This is a genomic window from Microbacterium amylolyticum (assembly GCF_011046975.1).
In the GTDB taxonomy this organism is placed as follows: Bacteria; Actinomycetota; Actinomycetes; order Actinomycetales; family Microbacteriaceae; genus Microbacterium; species Microbacterium amylolyticum.
This window is the reverse complement of sequence record NZ_CP049253.1, coordinates 1,594,183-1,612,798: the sequence shown is the minus strand read 5'-3', so window position 1 is coordinate 1,612,798 and position 18,616 is coordinate 1,594,183. Positions and strand designations below refer to the sequence as shown.

General features: G+C 64.8%; 17 protein-coding genes and 1 tRNA gene. 4 read left to right on the top strand and 14 right to left on the bottom strand.

All coding sequences use genetic code 11. The features are described from left to right. Positions 1 to 39: 39 nt before the first annotated feature. On the bottom strand, positions 40 to 555 hold the full coding sequence (locus G6N81_RS07955) for a DNA helicase (protein ID WP_241244917.1): 516 nt from the start codon (positions 553 to 555) through the stop codon (positions 40 to 42). 94 nt (positions 556 to 649) lie between these two features. Here G6N81_RS07955 and G6N81_RS07950 point away from each other — a divergent pair, with 94 nt between their 5' ends. Next, a complete protein-coding gene (locus G6N81_RS07950) occupies positions 650 to 1,204 on the top strand; it encodes a peptidylprolyl isomerase (RefSeq protein WP_165135337.1) in 555 nt (184 codons plus the stop codon). 302 nt (positions 1,205 to 1,506) lie between these two features. Next, entirely contained in the window at positions 1,507 to 2,151 is a 645-nt protein-coding gene (locus G6N81_RS07945; RefSeq protein WP_241244916.1) for a rhomboid family intramembrane serine protease, read from the top strand. A 394-nt stretch (positions 2,152 to 2,545) separates the two neighbouring features. Here the strand turns inward: G6N81_RS07945 and G6N81_RS07940 are convergent, their stop codons facing one another. The 8 genes from G6N81_RS07940 to G6N81_RS07905 all read right to left on the bottom strand — a co-directional run bounded on the left by G6N81_RS07940 (position 2,546) and on the right by G6N81_RS07905 (position 12,009). Continuing rightward, positions 2,546 to 2,782: a cell division protein CrgA gene (locus G6N81_RS07940; protein WP_165135331.1), complete on the bottom strand. Its 237-nt coding sequence runs from the start codon at positions 2,780 to 2,782 to the stop codon at positions 2,546 to 2,548. A gap of 54 nt (positions 2,783 to 2,836) precedes the next feature. After that, positions 2,837 to 4,579 (bottom strand): Stk1 family PASTA domain-containing Ser/Thr kinase, encoded by a 1,743-nt coding sequence (gene pknB / locus G6N81_RS07935; RefSeq protein ID WP_338143991.1) that lies wholly within the window; start codon positions 4,577 to 4,579, stop codon positions 2,837 to 2,839. Between the two features lie 150 nt (positions 4,580 to 4,729). Next, positions 4,730 to 6,562: a protein kinase domain-containing protein gene (locus tag G6N81_RS07930; protein ID WP_165135328.1), complete on the bottom strand. Its 1,833-nt coding sequence runs from the start codon at positions 6,560 to 6,562 to the stop codon at positions 4,730 to 4,732. Continuing rightward, positions 6,559 to 8,028 (bottom strand): peptidoglycan D,D-transpeptidase FtsI family protein, encoded by a 1,470-nt coding sequence (locus G6N81_RS07925; protein WP_165135325.1) that lies wholly within the window; start codon positions 8,026 to 8,028, stop codon positions 6,559 to 6,561. The genes G6N81_RS07930 and G6N81_RS07925 overlap by 4 nt, the downstream gene beginning before the upstream one ends. Further along, positions 8,028 to 9,434: an FtsW/RodA/SpoVE family cell cycle protein gene (locus G6N81_RS07920; protein ID WP_165135322.1), complete on the bottom strand. Its 1,407-nt coding sequence runs from the start codon at positions 9,432 to 9,434 to the stop codon at positions 8,028 to 8,030. The genes G6N81_RS07925 and G6N81_RS07920 overlap by 1 nt, the downstream gene beginning before the upstream one ends. Further along, complete coding sequence (locus G6N81_RS07915) at positions 9,431 to 10,744, bottom strand: PP2C family protein-serine/threonine phosphatase (RefSeq protein ID WP_165135320.1); 1,314 nt, start codon at positions 10,742 to 10,744, stop codon at positions 9,431 to 9,433. The genes G6N81_RS07920 and G6N81_RS07915 overlap by 4 nt, the downstream gene beginning before the upstream one ends. A 6-nt stretch (positions 10,745 to 10,750) precedes the next feature. Beyond that, positions 10,751 to 11,275, bottom strand: coding sequence for an FHA domain-containing protein FhaB/FipA (locus G6N81_RS07910; RefSeq protein ID WP_165135318.1), 525 nt, complete (start codon positions 11,273 to 11,275; stop codon positions 10,751 to 10,753). Then, the gene (locus G6N81_RS07905) at positions 11,272 to 12,009 is read right to left on the bottom strand and encodes an FhaA domain-containing protein (protein ID WP_165135316.1); all 738 of its coding nucleotides are present in this window, start codon (positions 12,007 to 12,009) and stop codon (positions 11,272 to 11,274) included. The genes G6N81_RS07910 and G6N81_RS07905 overlap by 4 nt, the downstream gene beginning before the upstream one ends. Positions 12,010 to 12,168: 159 nt before the next feature. On the opposite strand from G6N81_RS07905, the gene G6N81_RS07900 reads away from it, so the two are divergent. Next, positions 12,169 to 12,252: transfer RNA gene (locus tag G6N81_RS07900), tRNA-Leu, on the top strand. Between the two features lie 106 nt (positions 12,253 to 12,358). Here the strand turns inward: G6N81_RS07900 and G6N81_RS07895 are convergent. Continuing rightward, the gene (locus G6N81_RS07895; protein WP_165135314.1) at positions 12,359 to 13,024 is read right to left on the bottom strand and encodes a TetR/AcrR family transcriptional regulator; all 666 of its coding nucleotides are present in this window, start codon (positions 13,022 to 13,024) and stop codon (positions 12,359 to 12,361) included. A 78-nt stretch (positions 13,025 to 13,102) separates the two neighbouring features. Further along, positions 13,103 to 15,241 (bottom strand): MMPL family transporter, encoded by a 2,139-nt coding sequence (locus G6N81_RS07890; protein WP_165135312.1) that lies wholly within the window; start codon positions 15,239 to 15,241, stop codon positions 13,103 to 13,105. A 354-nt stretch (positions 15,242 to 15,595) separates the two neighbouring features. On the opposite strand from G6N81_RS07890, the gene G6N81_RS07885 reads away from it, so the two are divergent. After that, positions 15,596 to 15,802: a cold-shock protein gene (locus tag G6N81_RS07885; protein WP_165135310.1), complete on the top strand. Its 207-nt coding sequence runs from the start codon at positions 15,596 to 15,598 to the stop codon at positions 15,800 to 15,802. Positions 15,803 to 15,867: 65 nt separating this feature from the next. Here the strand turns inward: G6N81_RS07885 and G6N81_RS07880 are convergent, their stop codons facing one another. From G6N81_RS07880 to nucS, 3 genes are read right to left on the bottom strand one after another with little or no spacing between them, the layout of a single operon-like run. Beyond that, positions 15,868 to 17,151 carry a coiled-coil domain-containing protein gene (locus G6N81_RS07880; RefSeq protein ID WP_165135308.1) on the bottom strand — a complete coding sequence of 428 codons (1,284 nt, stop codon included), beginning with the start codon at positions 17,149 to 17,151 and terminating at the stop codon, positions 15,868 to 15,870. 6 nt (positions 17,152 to 17,157) lie between these two features. Then, positions 17,158 to 17,826: an HAD hydrolase-like protein gene (locus tag G6N81_RS07875; protein WP_165135306.1), complete on the bottom strand. Its 669-nt coding sequence runs from the start codon at positions 17,824 to 17,826 to the stop codon at positions 17,158 to 17,160. 45 nt (positions 17,827 to 17,871) lie between these two features. After that, complete coding sequence (gene nucS, locus G6N81_RS07870) at positions 17,872 to 18,567, bottom strand: endonuclease NucS (RefSeq protein ID WP_165135303.1); 696 nt, start codon at positions 18,565 to 18,567, stop codon at positions 17,872 to 17,874. Positions 18,568 to 18,616 lie beyond the last annotated feature (49 nt).

Genomic DNA, 18,616 nt, shown 5'->3' with positions numbered 1-18,616 from the left:
GGGGCCCTTGCGGACCCCGCATTGTCGGGTTGTCTGTGCTTATGCGTCGGGCGCTGCCGCCGGATCGTCAGCTACCCAGAGCTCATCATCGGCGCTCAGCGTCTTCCACGCGGCGACGAAGATGCCGACGGCCGCCGCAATGCCGAGAACGGCAGCGATCACCGCACCGGCGCTGGACTTCTTCTTCGGCGGCTCGACGATGATCTGCTTCTTGCCAAGCTTGGCGGCGGTTGCGTCGTACGCGCCGAGGGCGCGGCCGACGGCGCTCCCAGCGGCAGGAAGAACGCTCTTGTTGAAGAATCTCTTCCCGCGGACGTAACCGTCCTCAACGTAGGGCTGTGCCTTTTCGACGTAAGGCTCCACGTACCGGCCATACTTCTTGCGGGCCTCAGGGACGAGAACCTCGCTGTTGACAGCGCTGAGCTGGCGGCCGGCGGCACGAGCAAGATCTGCTGCGTCGGCGGCGACGAGTCGCTGCGCTTCAAGCACCCTGTTCGCGGTGCCCTGTAGCTTGCGGAGCTCTTTCTTTCGCTTCTTGCTGAGACGTACGGCCACGTGTGCCCTCCCGCGTTGGTGTCCTTTCTCACATCCTGCCAGATTCCTGCGCATGTCGGGCGGGTGATTCGGCGGTTCTGCGAGAATGGACGGTATGACTCAGCACACCGCCGTCGCAACGGTCCACACGAACCATGGCGACATCGTGATCAACCTCTTCGGGGACCACGCCCCCGTTACTGTCGAGAACTTCATCGGACTGTCCACTGGCGAAAAGGCATGGACAGACCCGCGCACGGGCGAGGCGGGCGAGGGCGCTCTGTACAAGGACGTCATCTTCCACCGCATCATCCCGAACTTCATGATCCAGGGTGGCGACCCACTCGGTCAGGGCATCGGTGGCCCCGGGTACAACTTCGACGACGAGATCCACCCCGAACTGAACTTCTCCGAGCCCTATGTTCTCGCAATGGCCAACGCGGGGAAGCGTCGCAACGGCTTCGGTGGCGTCAGCGGCACCAACGGATCGCAGTTCTTCATCACAACCGCTCCCACGCCGCACCTGATGGGCGCGCACACGATCTTCGGCGCCGTGGCTGACGACGCATCGAAGAAGGTCGTCGACGCGATCGGTGTTGTAGCAACGGGCGCTCAGGACCGCCCCCTGGAAGACGTCGTCATCTCGTCGATCGACATCGAGAAGCTCTAAATTCACACCATCACGAGGCTCTGCCAGATCGGACCCTGCTCGCAGTGACGTCGAAGTCGTACGCCAATAACCCCGACAACTACTGCTACCGGCACCCTGATCGGCAGAGCTTCGTGCTGTGTCAGCGCTGTTTGAAAACTGTCTGCCCGGAGTGCCAGACCCCTGCTTCGGTCGGGGTGATTTGCCCCAAGTGCCTCACGAATCAGAAGAAGAGCCGCACGCCCGCGCAGAAGCGCGCGGCGCGGCGGTGGGGCCGTGGCTCTGTCGCCTCCGTTTCGTTCGGGGCCGGGAGCACCCGGGTGATGACCGCGATCTTCATCGTCACGGCCGTGACCTACCTGTTGCAGATGGTGAGCATCGTCGCCCCGGGCTTCCAGGTACAGGCCTGGCTGATGTTCTACGCCCCGTATCTGTATCCCGAATTCGGGACCTTCCAGCCCTGGCGTATAGTGACGGCGGCCATCGTCCATTCGGGCTTCTGGCACGTTGCGCTCAACATGATCGCGCTGTGGATGGTCGGACGCATTCTCGAACCGATGCTCGGCGGCGGACGATTCCTCACGACGTATCTAATGAGCGCTGCGGGCGGATCCGCCGCTGTTGCGCTGCTGTCGTTCGGAACGCCGGTTGTCGGCGCTTCCGGGGCGGTCTTCGGCCTGTTCGGGGCGCTCCTCGTCATTGGCCGGTCGGTCGGGGCCAACATGACGGGGCTGTTCATCGTCTTGGGCATCAACCTCGTGCTCGGTTTCGTTCCCGTCTTCAACATCTCGTGGCAGGCGCACGTCGGCGGTCTCGCTGTTGGCGCGCTGATCGGCTTGATCTTTAGCCGCACGCGTCGCCCCGATCAGCGCCGTCGGCAGACGTTCTTTCTCGTCCTTCTGGGCCTGGGGCTGATGGCCGCGTTCGCGGTTCCGCCGCTGACGGGGTATCTCACCCTCACGCGCTAGCGGGCCCACAGCACCTCGCGAGCACCAGCCTCGCGGGGTGCTTTTGCGTGCCTGTGGACAGTGTGGATAACGTCGATGCCTTGTACGGAAGAGGAACGGCCGGTGTCTCGGCGGTTGGCAGCGGGGAGTTTGTCCCCAGATTGGGCCGACTTATCCCCATATCGAGGAAACTTATCCACTGAATGGGGGAGGTTCTCCACCGGCTCTCCACCCTTAACGCGGGTTCTCCACGGACTTATCCACAGACTTGTCCCCAGGTGGGGATAATCACACTGGTGTTATTCACATCATGACCGCGCACTGTGGATGAATGACATGGATGTCATTCGATGGCGCCTGGCCAGAAAAAAGCCCCGTTCGGACGGCGACGTCCGAACGGGGCTGAGGTCTTTCTTTACCGCCAGCGTGTGGCCATGAGCAGGCCGATCATGGCCAACCCACCGCCGATGGCGAGGTTCCAGTAGTTGATGCCGGGAACCGGGTACTGGGCGCCCGAGAGGTAGAACACGAGGATCCACGCGAGCCCCAGCAGGAAGAACGACACCATAACGGGGAGGAACCATACGGGATTGGGCAGCGGCTCACCCGGGACGTGGGTGAGCTCGTCGTCGTCATTCTGCTTGCGAGCCATACCGGGAAGTCTAGTGGAATCGCTGACGCGGCATCGACGCTCGAGAAGCGAATGTCACCAGGATTCTTCGGGTTCGGTGCCGATACCGGTGCCGTCCGCTGACGCCTCGTCGTTCTCGTCATCCGCCGGGGCCTCGCCCGTGCACTGATAGAGCGTGATTGAGGTGCCGACCGGACGATCGCCGACGGGCGACTGTGTGTGCACCGTTGGCGTGGTTTCCGCCAAGCAGGACGTATCGTCAGACAGCTCAACGGGAAGGTTGAGTTCCTCCAGGCGGCCCGTAGCCGCCGCGATCGTCCACCCGGCCAGGTTCGGAACCGTGACGCGGCCGGTAGCCACCGTCAGGTCGATGATCGCCCCCTGGATGAGCTCATCCCCCGGCAACACCTCGCGGCCGTTGCTCGTGGTCGCCAGAACCGTTCCGTCAGAGGCCTCAGGGTCATTCACAGGGGTGATGCGACCCACTTGCAGGGTCGCATCGGAGATTGCCGAGCGCGCAGCCGATTCGCTCAGGCCCACGAGCTCCGGAACAGCGGCCAGCAATTCCCCCTCGGAGACGATGACCTCTATCGTCGTTCCCGGTGTCACAGCGGTCCCCGGGTCGGGACTCGTCCGAATGACGATGCCCTCCGGCACGGATTCACTCGGCTCATCTCTGCGGGTAACGGTCAGCTCGGCTCGTTCCGCCTCGGAGAGGGCTCGTTCGAACGTCATGCCCGCCACGGCGGGAACATTCACCGAGTCGGCCACACGCAGGTCCCACGGGTCCATACGAACGACCCACACGATCACGGACGCCACCAGCGCCACGAGCAGGATCATCGCCGTCCAGATCCACGCAATGGGCGGGCCCGACTGGGTGCGCGTCAGGTTGGTTTCGGCGGAAAGCTGTGTGAGGGTGTGCTCCGTTTGCTCCTGTTTCTGCGCGCTTTCGCCATACAAATCGTCGGTGAAAGCGGCCAGCTGGCGCTTGGACATGCTCTTTCGGTCAAGCGATGCGTCGAGCTCCTCGCGGAAGACCGCGGCGCTGGGAAAGCGTTGTGCAGGATCCTTCGCGAGAGCGCGCAGCACGATCGGGTCGAGCTGCGCCGGGGAGTTGTCATGCGCATGCGACGGCGGAACGGGGGCTTCCCGCACATGCTGATAGGCCACGGCAACGGCCGAATCCCCGCGAAACGGCGGGAGGCCCGTGAGCAGCTCGTACAGCACGATTCCGGTGGAATACAGATCGGCGCGAGCATCGACAACATCGCCCTTTGCCTGTTCGGGGGAGAAGTACGCTGCCGTGCCGAGGATCGTCGTCGTTTCGGCGACGGTTGCGGAGGTATCGCTGATCGCGCGCGCGATGCCGAAGTCCATGACCTTGACCTGGCCATCGTCCGTGACCATGACGTTGGCTGGCTTGATATCGCGGTGAATGACCCCGGCGCGATGGGAGAACTCAAGTGCTTCCAGAATGCCGTCGACGTAGCGTGCGGCGTCCTCCGGAGAAACGGGGCCGTCGCGCAACAGGTCGCGCAACAGCGTGCCCTGGACATACTCCATCACGATGTAGGGAGTGTGGCGTGTGCCGCCCTCGCCATCATCTTCCAGGTCCTCGCCGGCGTCGTAGACGCGAACGATCGACGGGTGGGCCATTCGGCTGGCCGCCTGTGCTTCGAGACGAAAGCGGGTACGGAAGGTGTTGTCTCCGGCGAGATCACGCTTCAGGACCTTGATGGCCACGGTGCGGCCGAGCGTGAGGTCGTAGCCCCGAAAGACACTCGCCATGCCGCCGCGCCCGATGAGGGAGTCCACGCGATAGCGCCCCGAAAGGACGCGTGTTCGCTGTACCGGTGCTTCCATTGCCTGCGTGGGCTCGTCCGACACTTCTGCCCTCCCCAGGTGCTCGTGCGGCGTATCTGTGCACAGCCTAACCGAGGCGCTGATGAGCGCCTCGGTCGGCTATCAGCCTTCGTCGCCGGGAACCGGCAGCTGGTTGTCGATCTCGCCGGGCTGCGCAGGAGCGCCGTCGTCCGCGGGCGGAGTCTCGGTCTCTTCAGGCTCGGTCTCTTCAGGCTCGGGCTCTGGCGGCGCCTGCGTCTCGATGGCATCGGTTGCCGTTTCGCCCGAGGGGCGTTCTTCGTTACCCGCGCAGTGGGCAAGGTAGGACGCCGTTACGAAGAATTGGTCTTCGCCGATTCCGATGAGAGCCTGCGTCACACTCGGGTCGAAGCGGCGTTCGTCGGAGCCATCGTCGAAGGTCGCACCGCTGAGCTTCACGGTGTAGCCGGAAAGAGTTCCGGTTCCGCTGGGGCAGGTGTAGGGCGCCCAGGCCACCGTCACGATCTCGCCGCGGACGAGTTCCGATGAGCCAAACGAGGGCGCCGTTGTGGGGGCAGGGATGTCAACGAGCTCACCGTAAACGGTGGCCTCGATCGTCGTTCCCTCGTCGACAAAACCGCCCGGGGCCACGTTGTAGATCACGCCCACCTGGTCCTGTGTATCGGCGGGGTCGCCCGTCGTGCAGTTGATCGTCAGGTCGACGTCTCGTTCGGAGATGATCTGGCGGGCCGCGTCGCAGCTTTGACCGTTGAAGCCGAGGGCCGTCACGTCGATGCGCGCGACCGTGGGTTCCGGTGTCGGTTCCGGTGTCGGCTCCGTCGTCGTCACCTCGACCGTGGGCTCTGGCGTCGGCTCGTCCGCACCGAACCATCCCGAGGAGAACATTCCCCAGACCGTTCCGCCGAGAACGGCCACGAGGAGCACGATGAGTGCCACCAGCGGCCATGTCCACGGACTGCGCTTCTTCTTGGGCTTCTGGGCGGCGTCAGGCAGATCGGCGCCCGTCGGCAGCGGGCTTGTCGCCGGCATCATCGTCGTGGCTCCGGCCGTGCCGGTCAGCAGTTGCGTCATGTCGTCGCCGGTGCCGACCGCGCCGGTGCCAGCGAGCATCGGTGCGGCAGCAACGGCAGCTGCCATATCGCCGCGGCGCAGCGCGTTGCACGCGCGCGAAACGGCCGCAGCGGACGCCGGACGCTCGTCGGGCTTCTTGGCGATCATCGCCATGACCAGACGCTGAACGGGCAGCGGGATGCTATCGGGAAGCGCCGGCGGCGCGTCGTTAATCTGCGCCATCGCGATCGCCACTTGCGACTCACCCGTGAAGGGCCGCTTTCCGGCGAGGGCTTCATACGCAACGATCCCCAGCGAGTAGATGTCGGTTGCGGGGCTCGCGGGATGCCCAGACGCCTGTTCGGGCGACAGGTACTGCACGGTTCCCATCACCTGGCCGGTTGCCGTCAGCGGCACCTGATCGGCAATGCGGGCGATACCGAAGTCGGTGATCTTCACACGCCGGTCCGGCGTGATCAGCAGGTTGCCCGGCTTGATGTCACGGTGGACCAGGCCGGCCGCGTGCGCGGCCTGAAGCGCGGAGGCCGTCTGCGAGATGTAGTCGAGCGTGAGGTCGGACGACAGAGTGTTCTCGCGTTCGAGAACGGTCGACAGCGCCTCTCCGGGAACGAGCTCCATGACGAGGTACGCCGAGCCGTTCTCCTCGCCGTAGTCGAAAACGCTCGCAATGCCCTCATGGTTCACGAGGGCAGCGTGCCGGGCCTCGGCGCGGAAGCGCTCGAGGAACCCGGGGTCCCCCATGTACTCATCCTTGAGGATCTTGATTGCGACCGTACGGCCGATGACGTGGTCGGTAGCCTCCCAGACCTCGCCCATTCCGCCAATGGCGATGCGCGAGCTGAGTTCATACCGCCCGCCGAACGTCACACCCTGCGTTGGCCTCATTGTGCGAGCACCGCCTCCATGACCTTCTTCGCGATGGGAGCCGCGATCGTGTTCCCAGAACCTTGTTGACCCATGCCGCCGCCGTTCTCTACCACGACCGCCACCGCAACCTGTGGATCGTCGGCGGGTGCGAACCCGGTGAACCACAGCGTGTAGGGCTCATCGCCCTCGCCCACCTCGGCTGTACCCGTCTTACCGGCCACGTCGACGCCATCTATTCTTGCACTCGTTGACGAGCCGTCTGCGACGGATGACACCATCATCTCGGTAACAGTCTTGGCGGTTTCCGCATCCATGGCCTGTCCGAACTCGGAGGGGGCGAACCGCTCTTGCACCGAAAGGTCGTGCCCCATCACCTGATCGACCATCCGCGGGTCCATCAGAACGCCATCGTTGGCGATCGCCGCAGACATCATGGCAATCGCGAGCGGGGTCGATGTCACGCGTCCTTGACCGAAGCCGGTCAACGCGGTCTGTGCGTCGTCGAGCCCGGTGGTCGGGTACGTTGACGGCGTTACGCGCAGCGGAATCGACATCTCGGCGTTGAAGCCGAGCTTCTCGGCCTGTTCGCGGATCGCATCGTCGCCGAGCTCAACGGCGAGCTCCGCGAGGGGAACATTGCAGCTGAGGCGAATGGCGGTCTCCAGCGTGACCTCGTCGCCCGATCCGCACGTGCCCCGCGTGGCGTTAAAGACGGAAGCCGTCGTCCCGGGAGGGGTGTACGAAACGGGGTTGTCGAAGGTGCTCTCTGCCGTGTACTCGCCCGATTCGATGGCGGCAGCGGCGAGGACCAGCTTGAACGTGGAGCCCGGAGGATAGGTGTTTCCCGAGATCGCGCGGTTGTCCAGCGGGCGACCCTCGTCGTTCTCCAGGTTGTTGTAGGCCTCGTTGGCGGATCCCGGATCGTGGGAGGCAATGAGGTTCGTGTCGTACCCGGGCGTCGAGACAAGGGCGAGGATCCGGCCCGTGTCGGGCTCGATGGCAACAACCGCGCCCGTGTAGCCCCGGTTCGCCATCTCTTCGTAGGCCACGCGTTGAACATCGGGGAGCAGGCTCAGCTCAACGCTCGAACCGCGTGGTGTCTGGCCCGTAAAGATCTGTTCCAGCCGGGAGAGGAAAGCGGAGTCGGCAAAGCCGGAGAGCTGCTGATTCATCGCCTGTTCGATGCCCGTCGCGGAGTTCAGCGCGGGGTTCAACCACCCCGTAACAGCCGACCACATTTCCGGATCCGGATATGTGCGCTGGAAGGCATAGATGTCATCTGTCGACTGCGAACGGGCGATTTGCTCTCCGCCGGCGATGATCGGCCCGCGGCGCACCTCGTACGAGTCGTACAGGGTGCGCCGGTTGTTCGGGTCTTCCGCAAGTGTGCGCTGGTTGAAGACCTGAATAAAACTCGTCGACGCGAGAAGCGCGACGAACATCAGCACAACGATCATGCTGAGGCGCCTGATTTCTTTTGTCATCAGCCGATCACCGCCCGGGGCTGTTTGCGAACCGCGTCACTGACGCGGAGAAGAATGGCGACGATGATCCAGTTGGCCAGCAGCGACGAGCCCCCGGCCGCGAGGAACGGCGTTGTCAGACCCGTCAGGGGAATCACGCGCGTCACGCCGCCGACCATGATGAACACCTGCAGCGCCAGCGTGAAGGAGAGCCCAACCGCCAGCAGCTTGCCGAAGTCGTCCTGGCCGGCAACGCCGATGCGGGCGCCGCGGCTGACGAAGACGAGATACAGGGCGAGAATCGCGAAGATGCCCACAAGGCCGAGCTCCTCACCGAGACTCGGGATGATGTAGTCGCTGGAGGCCACGGGGGTGAGATACGGACGTCCCTGACCCCAACCGGTGCCGAACATGCCACCGTGAGCAAGGCCGAACAGGCCGTTCACCAGCTGGAAACTGCCGCCGGCTGGGTCGTTGTACAGGTCGTTGTCCATGGCGTTTAGCCACGCGTTGAAGCGGTTGTGAACGTAGGGCATCACAAACGTGGCGGCAACGGCGCCCGCTGCGGCGAGTCCGACACCGATGAGGACCCATCCGGTCTTCCCCGTTGCCACGTAGAGCATCGCCACGAACATGCCGAAGATCAGCATTCCGGTTCCCAGGTCGCGCTGCACAACGATGATTGCCATCGAGATGGCCCAGATCACCAGAAGCGGCCCAAACTCGCGCGCTCGCGGGAACGTGAAACCGAGAACGCGCTTTCCTGTGGACGTGAGGCTTTCGCGGGTGCGGACGAGGTAGCCGGCGAAGAAGATCGCCAGACAGATCTTCGCGATTTCGCCCGGCTGGAAGTTGAAGGGGCCGATCGAGATCCACACGTCAGCATTACCGCCGCCGTGCAGGAAGGGCACGAACGGCAGAACGAGCAGGACAATGCCGGCCAGCCCGAAGATGTACGTGTAGCGGAACAACACGCGGTAGTTGGCGAGGAACCAGACCACGAGCCCGCACAGCGCCATCGAAACGGCTGCGTATGCCGCCTGCTGCATTCCGCCTGCGCTTGAACTTCCGATGCTCTGAGCGTAGAGATCCAGCCGATAGATCATGGCCGTTCCGAGGCCGGTCAGCAGGACCGCGATCGGAAGCAGGAAGGCGTCTGCCTGCGAGGCCCGTATGCGAAGGATGATGTGAAGAACGAGCGACAGTGCACACATTCCACCAACCGCATAAAGCAGAGTGGGCTCGAGTTCTCCGAGAACGCCGAACTGTACGAGCACGAACGCCATCATCGTCACGGCGAACGAAAACAGCATGAGCAGGAGTTCACGGTTGCGCAGGCGCTGCGGCTGGCGCATGCGGCGCAAATCGCGCTTCACGCGTTTCACGGCCTTGGTGTCGGCGCCGAGGTTCGGCGACTCATCGGTCATTCGTCACCTCCGTCATCGGGGGTGGGGGTCGGCGTCGGAACAGCGTCGTCCTGATCTTCGTCAGCATTCGGCGAGGAATCCGGAAGGGACTCGCGCACGTTTTCGACGATCTGCTGTGCGTGGCTGAGGTCGCGGGCGGTGATCGTGCGCTCGATCTCCGAGCGGTAAGGATCGCGAAGGTCGGCGAACGGGATGCCGGTGTCCTCGTATGGCGTCGACAGCGAAATTGGTCCGATGGACTGCTGGATGCCCTGGTAGATCACGACGGTGTTTTCATCGGAACCGACGTAGTACCGGGTCTGTGTCCAGTTGTAGAACAGGGCGAAGCTCGTGACGATCGCGCCGATGAGCAGAACAACCGACGCCAGGCCCACCGTTCGCCGCCGACGTGTTCGCCGGCGGTCTTCCGCGATGACCTCTTCGAGATAGTCGTTGTCGGGTTCGAAATGCGTTGGTTCGTTCGCCGCCGCCCGGGCCGGATGAAACCACCCCGTCGGCAGGAGGGAACGCGAGGCAGGAACAACCACACCATCGGGGTTCGACGCCGATCCGACGATCGTCGGTGTTCCGGTGTAGAGCGGGTGCTGACCACCGACGTCGACGATCACGAGCGTGACATTGTCGGGGGCGCCGCCGTCGAGCGCCTGCTTGAGCAGGCTGTCCGCTGTGCGCGCCGGGGTCATTTGTTGCCGCAGCGTCTTCGCCATGTGGAGTTCGTCCACAACGCCCGAGAGGCCGTCCGAGCAGAGAAGCCACCGGTCGCCGGGCCGCGTCGGCATGATGAACGTGTCGACTTCGGGGTCGGGGTCCATATCGCCGAGCACCCGCATCAGAACCGAGCGTCGTGGATGGAAGCGCGCTTCCTCTGGGGTGATACGGCCCGTTTCGACGAGGCGCTGCACGAACGTGTGATCGGTGGTGATCTGCGTCAGCGCGTCATCTCGATACAGGTAGATGCGGGAGTCGCCGATATGTCCGATAACGGCATATTCGTCGACCATGACGATTCCGCTGACCGTGGTGCCAAGGCCCGCGAGCTCGGGGCGCTGGGCCGCCACATCGATAAGATCGCCCGCTGTTGAAGCGATCGTCGTCCGCAGTGCCTCCTCGGCCTGCGCAGGGGTGGCGTAGTGATCGTCGAGAGGTTGAAGCTTGCTAATAGCAACGGCTGATGCAACGTCGCCGCCCGCATGTCCGCCCATGCCGTCTGCGACGACGAACAGATTCGATCCGGAGTATCCGGAGTCCTGGTTGTTCGATCGCACCCTCCCGGTGTGGGAGATAGCGGCGCTGGAACCCTCGAAGACCACGCGCGACTACTTTCGCAGCTCGAACGTCGTGGCGCCGACCTTGATGGGGGCGCCGACCCTGATGGCAACGGGAGAATTCGGTGACACGCGCTGCCCGTCGTGAAATGTTCCGTTTGTGGAGTCGAGGTCCTGCACCATCCACTGGTCCGCGTATCGGACGAGGCGCGCGTGGTGGCTGGATGTGTAGTCGTCACGGATGACGAGCCCCGAGTCTGCCGATCGGCCGATCGTCAGTGGCTCCGAACCGAGCGGGATTTCGAGCCCCTGGCGGGGGCCCGCCGTGATGAGGATCCGCGTGGCAGTTGTGTCCGTCGCCGGTGCTGCCGGCGCGGCGACTCCGTGTGCGACCGTATGGGCACTGGGGTCGCTTGGGTCCGCTGGCGGGTGCGTTACCGACGCCTGAGGCTCGGGAATCTTGCTGACCCTGCCCCCGAACACGTCCGCGCGGAGCGCGAAGATCAGCACGAAGACGAAGATCCACAGCAGCAGCAAAAATCCGTACTGCAGGAGGAAGAGGGTCAGTTGACTCATCGGTGGGAACCTCCGTGGAAGGCATCGATGATCTGGGTGGCGTCTTGCTGCTGCGGAAGTCGTTCCGACTGCGCTGTCGCAAGAATGCGGAACACGATGTTCGTGCGCCCGATCGTGATGGTCTGGCCATCGGCGAGTCCCGCCTGACGAACTTTCTGACCATTGAGTTTTGAGCCGTTCGTTGACCCCAGGTCGCGCACCATGGCGCGCTCGCCGTCCCACAGCACTTCGACGTGCTTGCGGCTGGTGCCGGGGTCGCCGATCGTGATGTCCGCGTCGCTCCCGCGGCCGATCACCGTGCGCGCCCGGGTGAGAGTATGGCGACGTCCGTCGATATCGAGCGCGGCCTGCCAGGACACCCGTCCGGCGACGGCGTGGCTGGTGACATCGATGGTTCCGATTGAGACGCTCTCGTCAGCGCGGACCGTGATCGTGAGGGCACCGGAGAAGCTGTATCCCTGAGTCCGCGCGTGCGCCGTGAGCATCGTCCGCAGCTCATCTTCCAGAGCTGATCCGATCGCGCTCATCCGTTCGGCGTCCGCCTGGCTGATGCGGGCCTCGTAGGAGTTGGGCACAAGGATGCGCTCACGGCTCACAATCGCTGCGCGCGTGTCCATCTCCCGTCGAAGCGCTGAGGCGATTTCGACGGGCTGGATGCCGCTGCGGAAGGTCTTGGCGAATGCGCCGTTGACGACACGCTCAAGACCTCTCTCGAAGCTGTCAAGCAATCCCACGGTTCTCCTCGCATCGGGTCGGGGTTAGCGTCATGGTACTTGTCCGGGGTGGATGCCCGCGTCCAACGGGAGGATGACACGCGGTTTGGTCGATTGGCGTTCGCTGTTTTCTGCATGCTATTCTCGGGAAGTTGAGTTCGCGGGAAACCGTGGGTTTTAGCGCAAGTGGCGGAATCGGTAGACGCGCTGGCTTCAGGTGCCAGTGTCCTTACGGACGTGGGGGTTCAAGTCCCCCCTTGCGCACAGAATGTCCTGAGGGGCGACATCGTGGAAAACGGGTCGCCCCTCAGGACTTTTTGTTGTCGGCACGAGGCGGCGGTGCGCTCCGCTGCTCGGCGTAGCCGCCTCCCTACTCTGATGCGTCGTCCGGTGCGGCGAGCGTCGAGAACGTCGGCATCGCCGCGACATCCTGAGCATGGGGGGCGAGCCCCCGCCGGACGATGGTCATCATGCGTTTTCTGAGCGCCGCGGTCGCTGCTTGTTCGGCGGGTGTCGGGCCCGATGTGAGCGTCCCCGCCGCGAGGCGGGCCACGCTGACCAAGTCGGTTCCGGAGATGTCCGGTGCGAGCAGCCCGGCGTTCTGCCCGGCGGCGATGACGGAGCCGAGCTCAGCGACGAGAGCGGGATCCGGGACACTGTCGGGGCGGAGGCGGATGCCGCGGGCCGCGAGCTGGCCGTAGCAGGGGCGCTCCAGCATTCCCGTGACGACCGTGTTGAGGAGAGTGTCGAGCCGTTCCTGAGCCGATTCGTCCCGAGCGTTCACCAGGGCGGCCACCACGCGATCTGACAGCGCCGTCGCCGCCCGCTCGTAGACCTCGACGATCAGCTGGTCACGGTTAGCGAAATGCCGAAAAACCCCGGCGTTGCTCACCCCCGCGTGCGCTCCGATCTCTCGGAGCGGAACATCGAGCCCCCTCGCGTCGAAGAGTTCGAGCGCGGCGTCGAGGAGTTTTGCGTGGTTACGGATGTGGTCTTCGCGAACAGCGCGTTGGCGGGCGCCTGTTGCTGCGGCCATCAGAGGGTCCTTGCTGTGACGTGTCGTGGCGAGAATCGCGGCGCCGGGTCCTATGCGGTGGTGTGCTTCTGCCGACGATTACGGCTTCATGCGCGCCGGCCACCACACCCGGTGCCCGATGTCGTACGCCAGAGCGGGTACCAAAAGGGTGCGGACGACGAATGTATCGAGCAGAACACCGAACGCCACGATGAAGGCGAGTTGTGCCAGGAAAAGGACAGGAATAACGCCGAGGGCGGCGAAGGTCGCCGCGAGAACGATTCCCGCAGACGTGATCACCCCGCCCGTCGACGTGAGCCCGCGAAGGATTCCGTCGCGCGTGCCGTGGATCTTCGATTCCTCGCGCACACGCGTCATGAGGAAGATGTTGTAGTCGATGCCGAGGGCAACGAGAAAGACGAAGCCGTAGAGAGGAACCGCGGGGTCTGCGCCGGGAAACCCGAGTACGTGCGTGAAGAGCACGCCCGAGACACCCATCGCGGTTCCGAACGACAGCACGGTGGTGGCAATGAGCAGAACGGGCGCCAGGATCGAACGCAGCAGCAGCGCGAGGATCACGAGGATGACGACGAGAACGACGGGGATGATGAGGTTTCGATCATGGATCGACGCGTCATTCGTGTCGATGGCCGTCGCGGTCACGCCTCCGATCAGAACGCTGTCCGGCACCGCGATCCGTAGATCACGGACTGTCGCCTCGGCGCTGGCCGAATCAGCCGCGTTCGACAGCGTGGCCTGCAGCATGACGCGGCCGTCCACAACGGTGGGGTCGGGAGCGGGCGTGCCGGGAGGTCCGACGGGCGATGTTGTGCCATCGGTATCAATGGGAGCCGAGCCACCGGGGGCGTCAGCGGTGAGAACAGCCACGGAAGACACCCCGGGGTGATCCGTGAGAACAGAGACGGTGGCGGGAACGTCATCCTCTGGGGTGAGAACCTCGGCCGGGCTGCCGGAACCACCGGGGAAGTGTTCTCCGAGCGCCTGCTGACCATCGCGGGCCTCTGACGCGCCGAGGACAAGGTCCGACTGCGCAACACCGGACGCATCGAGCTGGGTGATGCCAAGGCAGCCGATGGCGAGCACGATCGTCGTACCGATCCACACTCGGCGCGGACGGCGGCTGACGAGGCGGGCCGCGCCCGCCCAGACGCCTGCAGTCGCGGCGGTGGCAGCGGCGCCGGGCGCGCCGGGGCGCGGCACGCGCGGCCAGAACGCGGAGCGGCCCAGCAGGAGCAGAAGCGACGGCAGAAGGGTCAGGGCGGCGAGCATCGCGAAGGCGATGCCGATGGCGGCGACCGGGCCGAGAGAGCTGTTGGAGCGCAGATCGCTCAGGAGCAGGCAGAGTAGCCCGGCGATCACGGTGCTGCCCGATGCCAGGATCGGCTCGATGGAGGCGCGCAGCGCGCGTCGGAGCGCGGCGGTGTGGTCGGGTTCTGTGCGCAGTTCGTCGCGGAAGCGGGCAACCAGCAGCAGCGCATAATCGGTTGCCGCGCCAATGACGAGGATGAAGAGAATTCCCTGGGTCTGACCGGTGAGCAGAAGGGCGTCAACCTTTGCCAGCCACCACACCACGAGGAGTGCCGTGCAGAGCGCGAAAACGCTCGTGGAGAGAACGATGGCGGGGAGCAAGAAGGAGCGGTAGACGAGGATAAGGATGACGAGCACGGCGGCGAGGGCAACCCCGAGGAGGAGGCCGTCGATTCCGGCGAAGCCTGCAACGAGGTCGGCGGAGAAGCCAGCGGGACCCGTGATCTGCGCCGTGATGCCCTCCGGGAGGGTATCGAGCAGCACGCTGCGGATGTCATCAATCGCGTCAGCGAGGTCCGCGTCCGTGGAGACAGGGACGAATGCTTGCGCTGCGAGCCCGTCTTCCGAGGGGAGCGGGGGTGAGACATCGCCGTCGGTTGCCTCGAGGTTGGCAACGCGGTCGAGAGCCGCGCCGATATCGTCCAGTTCCTGCGCACTTAGCTGGACATCTCCTGTGAAGATGGCGATCGCGGGGATAGCCTCTGACTCCGCGAAGTCGCGACGGGTTTCCTGCACGGCGGTGGCGTCGGCGGAGGCCGGCAGATAGGTGGTCTGATCGTTGGACGAGACCTCGCTGATCTTCCCGAACAGTGGTCCTCCGAACGACGCGGCCGCGAGCCAGACGAGGATCAAAGCCGCCGGGAGGAAGACGCGGATAAACCGGGTCGGAGATGCTGGGATCGTACGCATAGTGCCTCTCACAGGGGGAATGGCCCCAACATACTTGTGCTCTGGCCGTTCGTCCGCGACACGCCGACGCCCTTCTGGGCGGTGTGTGCTTTCCCGTCGCGGATGCTGATTTCGCCGGGTGAAGGTCACCGTGACCTTATATCCGGAATGAGCTAGCACTCTCGGTGTGCGAGTGCGTGCAGATGCATGTAATCTGGCCGAAGACGTCCTCTCTCGGTCGTCCGGCCCTCGCTGTTTCCCCCCAACAGTGAGGGCTGTTTTTGTTTTCCCCCTGTTGCTCGCACATGTCTGTGGGCTAAGTTGGCCTCGTCGGCGTGAAATTGTGCCGGCTTCGTCTCGAAAGAACGGCAGTACATGAGCACGCAGGGCACCGTTAAGTGGTTCAACTCGGAGAAGGGCTTCGGCTTCATCTCCCCCGACGAGGGCGGCCAGGACGTCTTCGCGCACTACAGTGCGATCCAGAGCAAGGGCTACCGTGCGCTGGAGGAGAACCAGCGCGTGGAGTTCGAGGTTGCTGAGGGCCCCAAGGGTCTGCAGGCCGAGAACATCGTTCCGCTGTAAATCAGCGCGATTCTCGGAAGAGCCCCACACCGATCGGTGTGGGGCTCTTCCTTTTGTCGCCACCGCTATCGGCGGCGTGTGCGGAACTTCGCCAGCGCGGCGGCTTCTTCGGCATCCCGGATGGCGCGGCGCGATGCGTCGAGCGCCTCAACCGGGTCGTGCGCCTGTCGGGCGACGGCCAGTTCGCGACGCGCGCTGTCCAAGCGGACGCGGGCGTCCACCTCGGGGCCGGTCACGATCGCCTCGGCGCGGGCGAGGGCGCTCCGCGCTGCGTTCAGCGACCCGGGGAGAGCGCTTCGTGCACCGCGCTGACGCTGCTGCTGGGTGCGTGCATTCGCGAGCGCCTTGTCCAGGCGATCGCGAAGACGCGCAATGCGTTCGTTGGCGGTCACCGGTCGGCGGTACGCTACGCGTTCAGCGGCCTCGAGCGCGACCGTTGCGACCCGAATCGCCTCGCCCAGCCGGGGGGCTTCTTTGTCGTCGAGAGCTTTCTGCGTTCCCATCGCGGCCCGGATGGCGGCGTGCGCCGCCTTCGCCTCATCGCCGACGGCAAGATACGCGTTCGTCACAAGGCGATGCGTTTCCTCAAGGTGCCGGGTGTTTCGCTCGGCCCGCATGAGGGCCTGCTCGCAGGCTCTGATCGATTCGCGCACAGATGCTGAGGCGTCATTCTCTGCGGTCTGACGCGCGTCCTTCCAGTGATGTTCGGCTTCCGCGAGCGCGTCACGAGCCCGCTGGTCGGCCTCGGCGGCGTCTTCCCACTCGCTTTCGTCGGCGATGCGCTCCAGATCGGCGCGAAGGGCCGTTGGATCGCCGATGCGTTCTGTCACGGCATCGATGCGGTCGCGAGCTACCGTCACCTGCTCGGATGCCGAGGAGTGCTCGGCAATCCAGGTTTCGTTGTCGGCGTGTGCGGCCTCGACGATCGCCAGCGCCTCGTTGATACCCGCCAGGAGCTTCGTCGCCCGGCGTTTTCGGTCGGACGGGAGCAGTGCGTCTTTTGACAGGTCGCTATATGCGGCGAAGGCGTCGTCTCGCGTGTGCTGCGCCGTGAGGCGCGCGCGTCGCAAGGTCGCCGGTGGGCGACCGTCGTAGAGCGCGCTGGCCATCCCGATCTCTCGCTCGATATCGGCCGTGGCGTCATCGAGCTCCACCAGGCGGGCGCCCACCTCATCGAGCGCCTTCAGCGCCCGCGCCTGTGCTCGCTTGCCGCGACGAATCAGGCGGACAAGGACGATGAGGGCGATGAGCGCGATCACCGCCGAGCCGACCGCGATTGCCGCGGCCCCCAGCCACGATGGAAGAGCTTCTGAGGAGAACTCAGGCAGGTCCGGAAGGAAGTCGAACATCGCCGATCAGTCGGGCAGGAGCAGCTGTCGCAGCTGCTCGGGAGTGTCGACAACGTGGGCGGCGCCGGCGCTTTCGTCCTCGCGGCCGAAACCCCAGCGGACAAAGATCACGGGAACGTCGAAGTCGGCAGCGCCGTCGATGTCGTGGTGGCGGTCGCCAATCAGCACGGGCTTCGAAATGTCGACGCCCTTCTCGCCGAGATCGCGGAGGGCACGTCCGAGCACGTTCGACTTGGTATCGAGCACCTCAACATCGGACACGGCGCCGTGGATGGAGACGAACAGCGGCGCAAGGTCATAGTGGGCGAGGATTGCCTCGACCTGGTTCTCCGGCTTCGTGCTGGCGGTCGACTGGGGGATACCCGCATCAGCCACCGCCTGGATGACGTCGGGAACGTCGTCGTATATGCGCACGCTGGTGGCATAGCCGGCCTTGCCTGCCAATTCGCGATAGGTCGCGACGGCCTCGAGTGCCTGTTCCGGCGTGAGCCCGCCGAGTTGTTCGAATGATTCCAGAAGGGGCGGGCCGATCCAACGATTCACCTGCTCAGCGGGAATCGGTTCTTTGCCGAACCCGGCGAGAACCTGGGCGATACGGGGAACGATCCCGGCCGATGCGTCGGCAATCGTCCCATCGACATCCCACAGAACACATGACCACGGAGATTTCGCCATGACCCCACCCTATGTATTCCCGGCCACCGCCGAGCCACGCGACGCTTAGAAGAGCGTGGGGATTCCGCTGTCGGTGCCCTTCATCGCCTCGTAGTCGAGGGTGACACAGCGAATGCCCCGGTCCTGTGCCAGGGTGCGCGCCTGCGGCTTGATCTCCTGCGCGGCGAATACCCCGCGGATCCCGGTGAGGATCGGGTCGCGGCCAAGGAGGTCGAGATAGCGGGTGAGCTGTTCGACGCCGTCGATGTCGCCGCGGCGCTTCACCTCGACGGCAATGGCAACGCCCTCAGAGTCGCGGATGAGCAGATCGACGGGACCAATCGCGGTCGGGTGCTCCCGCCGCACGAGCGTGGCGCCCTCCGCGATGAGGTCCACCTGCTCGGCGAGGAGCCGCTGCAGATCGGCTTCAACGCCGTCCTTGATGAGCCCAGGGTCAACGCCGAGGTCGTGCGTCGTATCGGCGATGACCTCGTAGATCCGCACGGTCAGGGTGTCGCCCGTCTTTTTGTGCGTCACGCGCCACATCTCGGTCACGCCTGCTGTTGTCAGCTCGTCATCGATCTCGAGCTGGTCGAGGCGGCAGGGCGGGCTCATCCAGTTGAGGGGCTTGTACGACCCGCCATCCGAGTGAATGAGCAGGCTACCGTCGCCCTTGTGCATGAGCACGCGCGTGGCGAGCGGCAGATGGGCGTTGAGCCGACCGGCATAGTCGACGGAGCAGCGGGCAATGACGAGACGCACCGTTGGAGCCTAGCCGAGCGCCATTTCCGCCGCGTTCAGGGTCGGATAT

Coding starts and splice junctions, on each gene's coding strand:
- G6N81_RS07875 (WP_165135306.1), bottom strand. CDS start 17,826: ATGGCGAAATCTCCGTGGTCATGTGTTCTGTGGGATGTCGATGGGACG.
- G6N81_RS07890 (WP_165135312.1), bottom strand. CDS start 15,241: ATGCGTACGATCCCAGCATCTCCGACCCGGTTTATCCGCGTCTTCCTC.
- G6N81_RS07880 (WP_165135308.1), bottom strand. CDS start 17,151: ATGTTCGACTTCCTTCCGGACCTGCCTGAGTTCTCCTCAGAAGCTCTT.
- G6N81_RS07920 (WP_165135322.1), bottom strand. CDS start 9,434: ATGACCGATGAGTCGCCGAACCTCGGCGCCGACACCAAGGCCGTGAAA.
- G6N81_RS07895 (WP_165135314.1), bottom strand. CDS start 13,024: ATGGCCGCAGCAACAGGCGCCCGCCAACGCGCTGTTCGCGAAGACCAC.
- G6N81_RS07925 (WP_165135325.1), bottom strand. CDS start 8,028: ATGACAAAAGAAATCAGGCGCCTCAGCATGATCGTTGTGCTGATGTTC.
- G6N81_RS07930 (WP_165135328.1), bottom strand. CDS start 6,562: ATGAGGCCAACGCAGGGTGTGACGTTCGGCGGGCGGTATGAACTCAGC.
- G6N81_RS07945 (WP_241244916.1), top strand. CDS start 1,507: ATGACCGCGATCTTCATCGTCACGGCCGTGACCTACCTGTTGCAGATG.
- G6N81_RS07885 (WP_165135310.1), top strand. CDS start 15,596: ATGAGCACGCAGGGCACCGTTAAGTGGTTCAACTCGGAGAAGGGCTTC.
- G6N81_RS07940 (WP_165135331.1), bottom strand. CDS start 2,782: ATGGCTCGCAAGCAGAATGACGACGACGAGCTCACCCACGTCCCGGGT.
- G6N81_RS07950 (WP_165135337.1), top strand. CDS start 650: ATGACTCAGCACACCGCCGTCGCAACGGTCCACACGAACCATGGCGAC.
- G6N81_RS07910 (WP_165135318.1), bottom strand. CDS start 11,275: ATGAGTCAACTGACCCTCTTCCTCCTGCAGTACGGATTTTTGCTGCTG.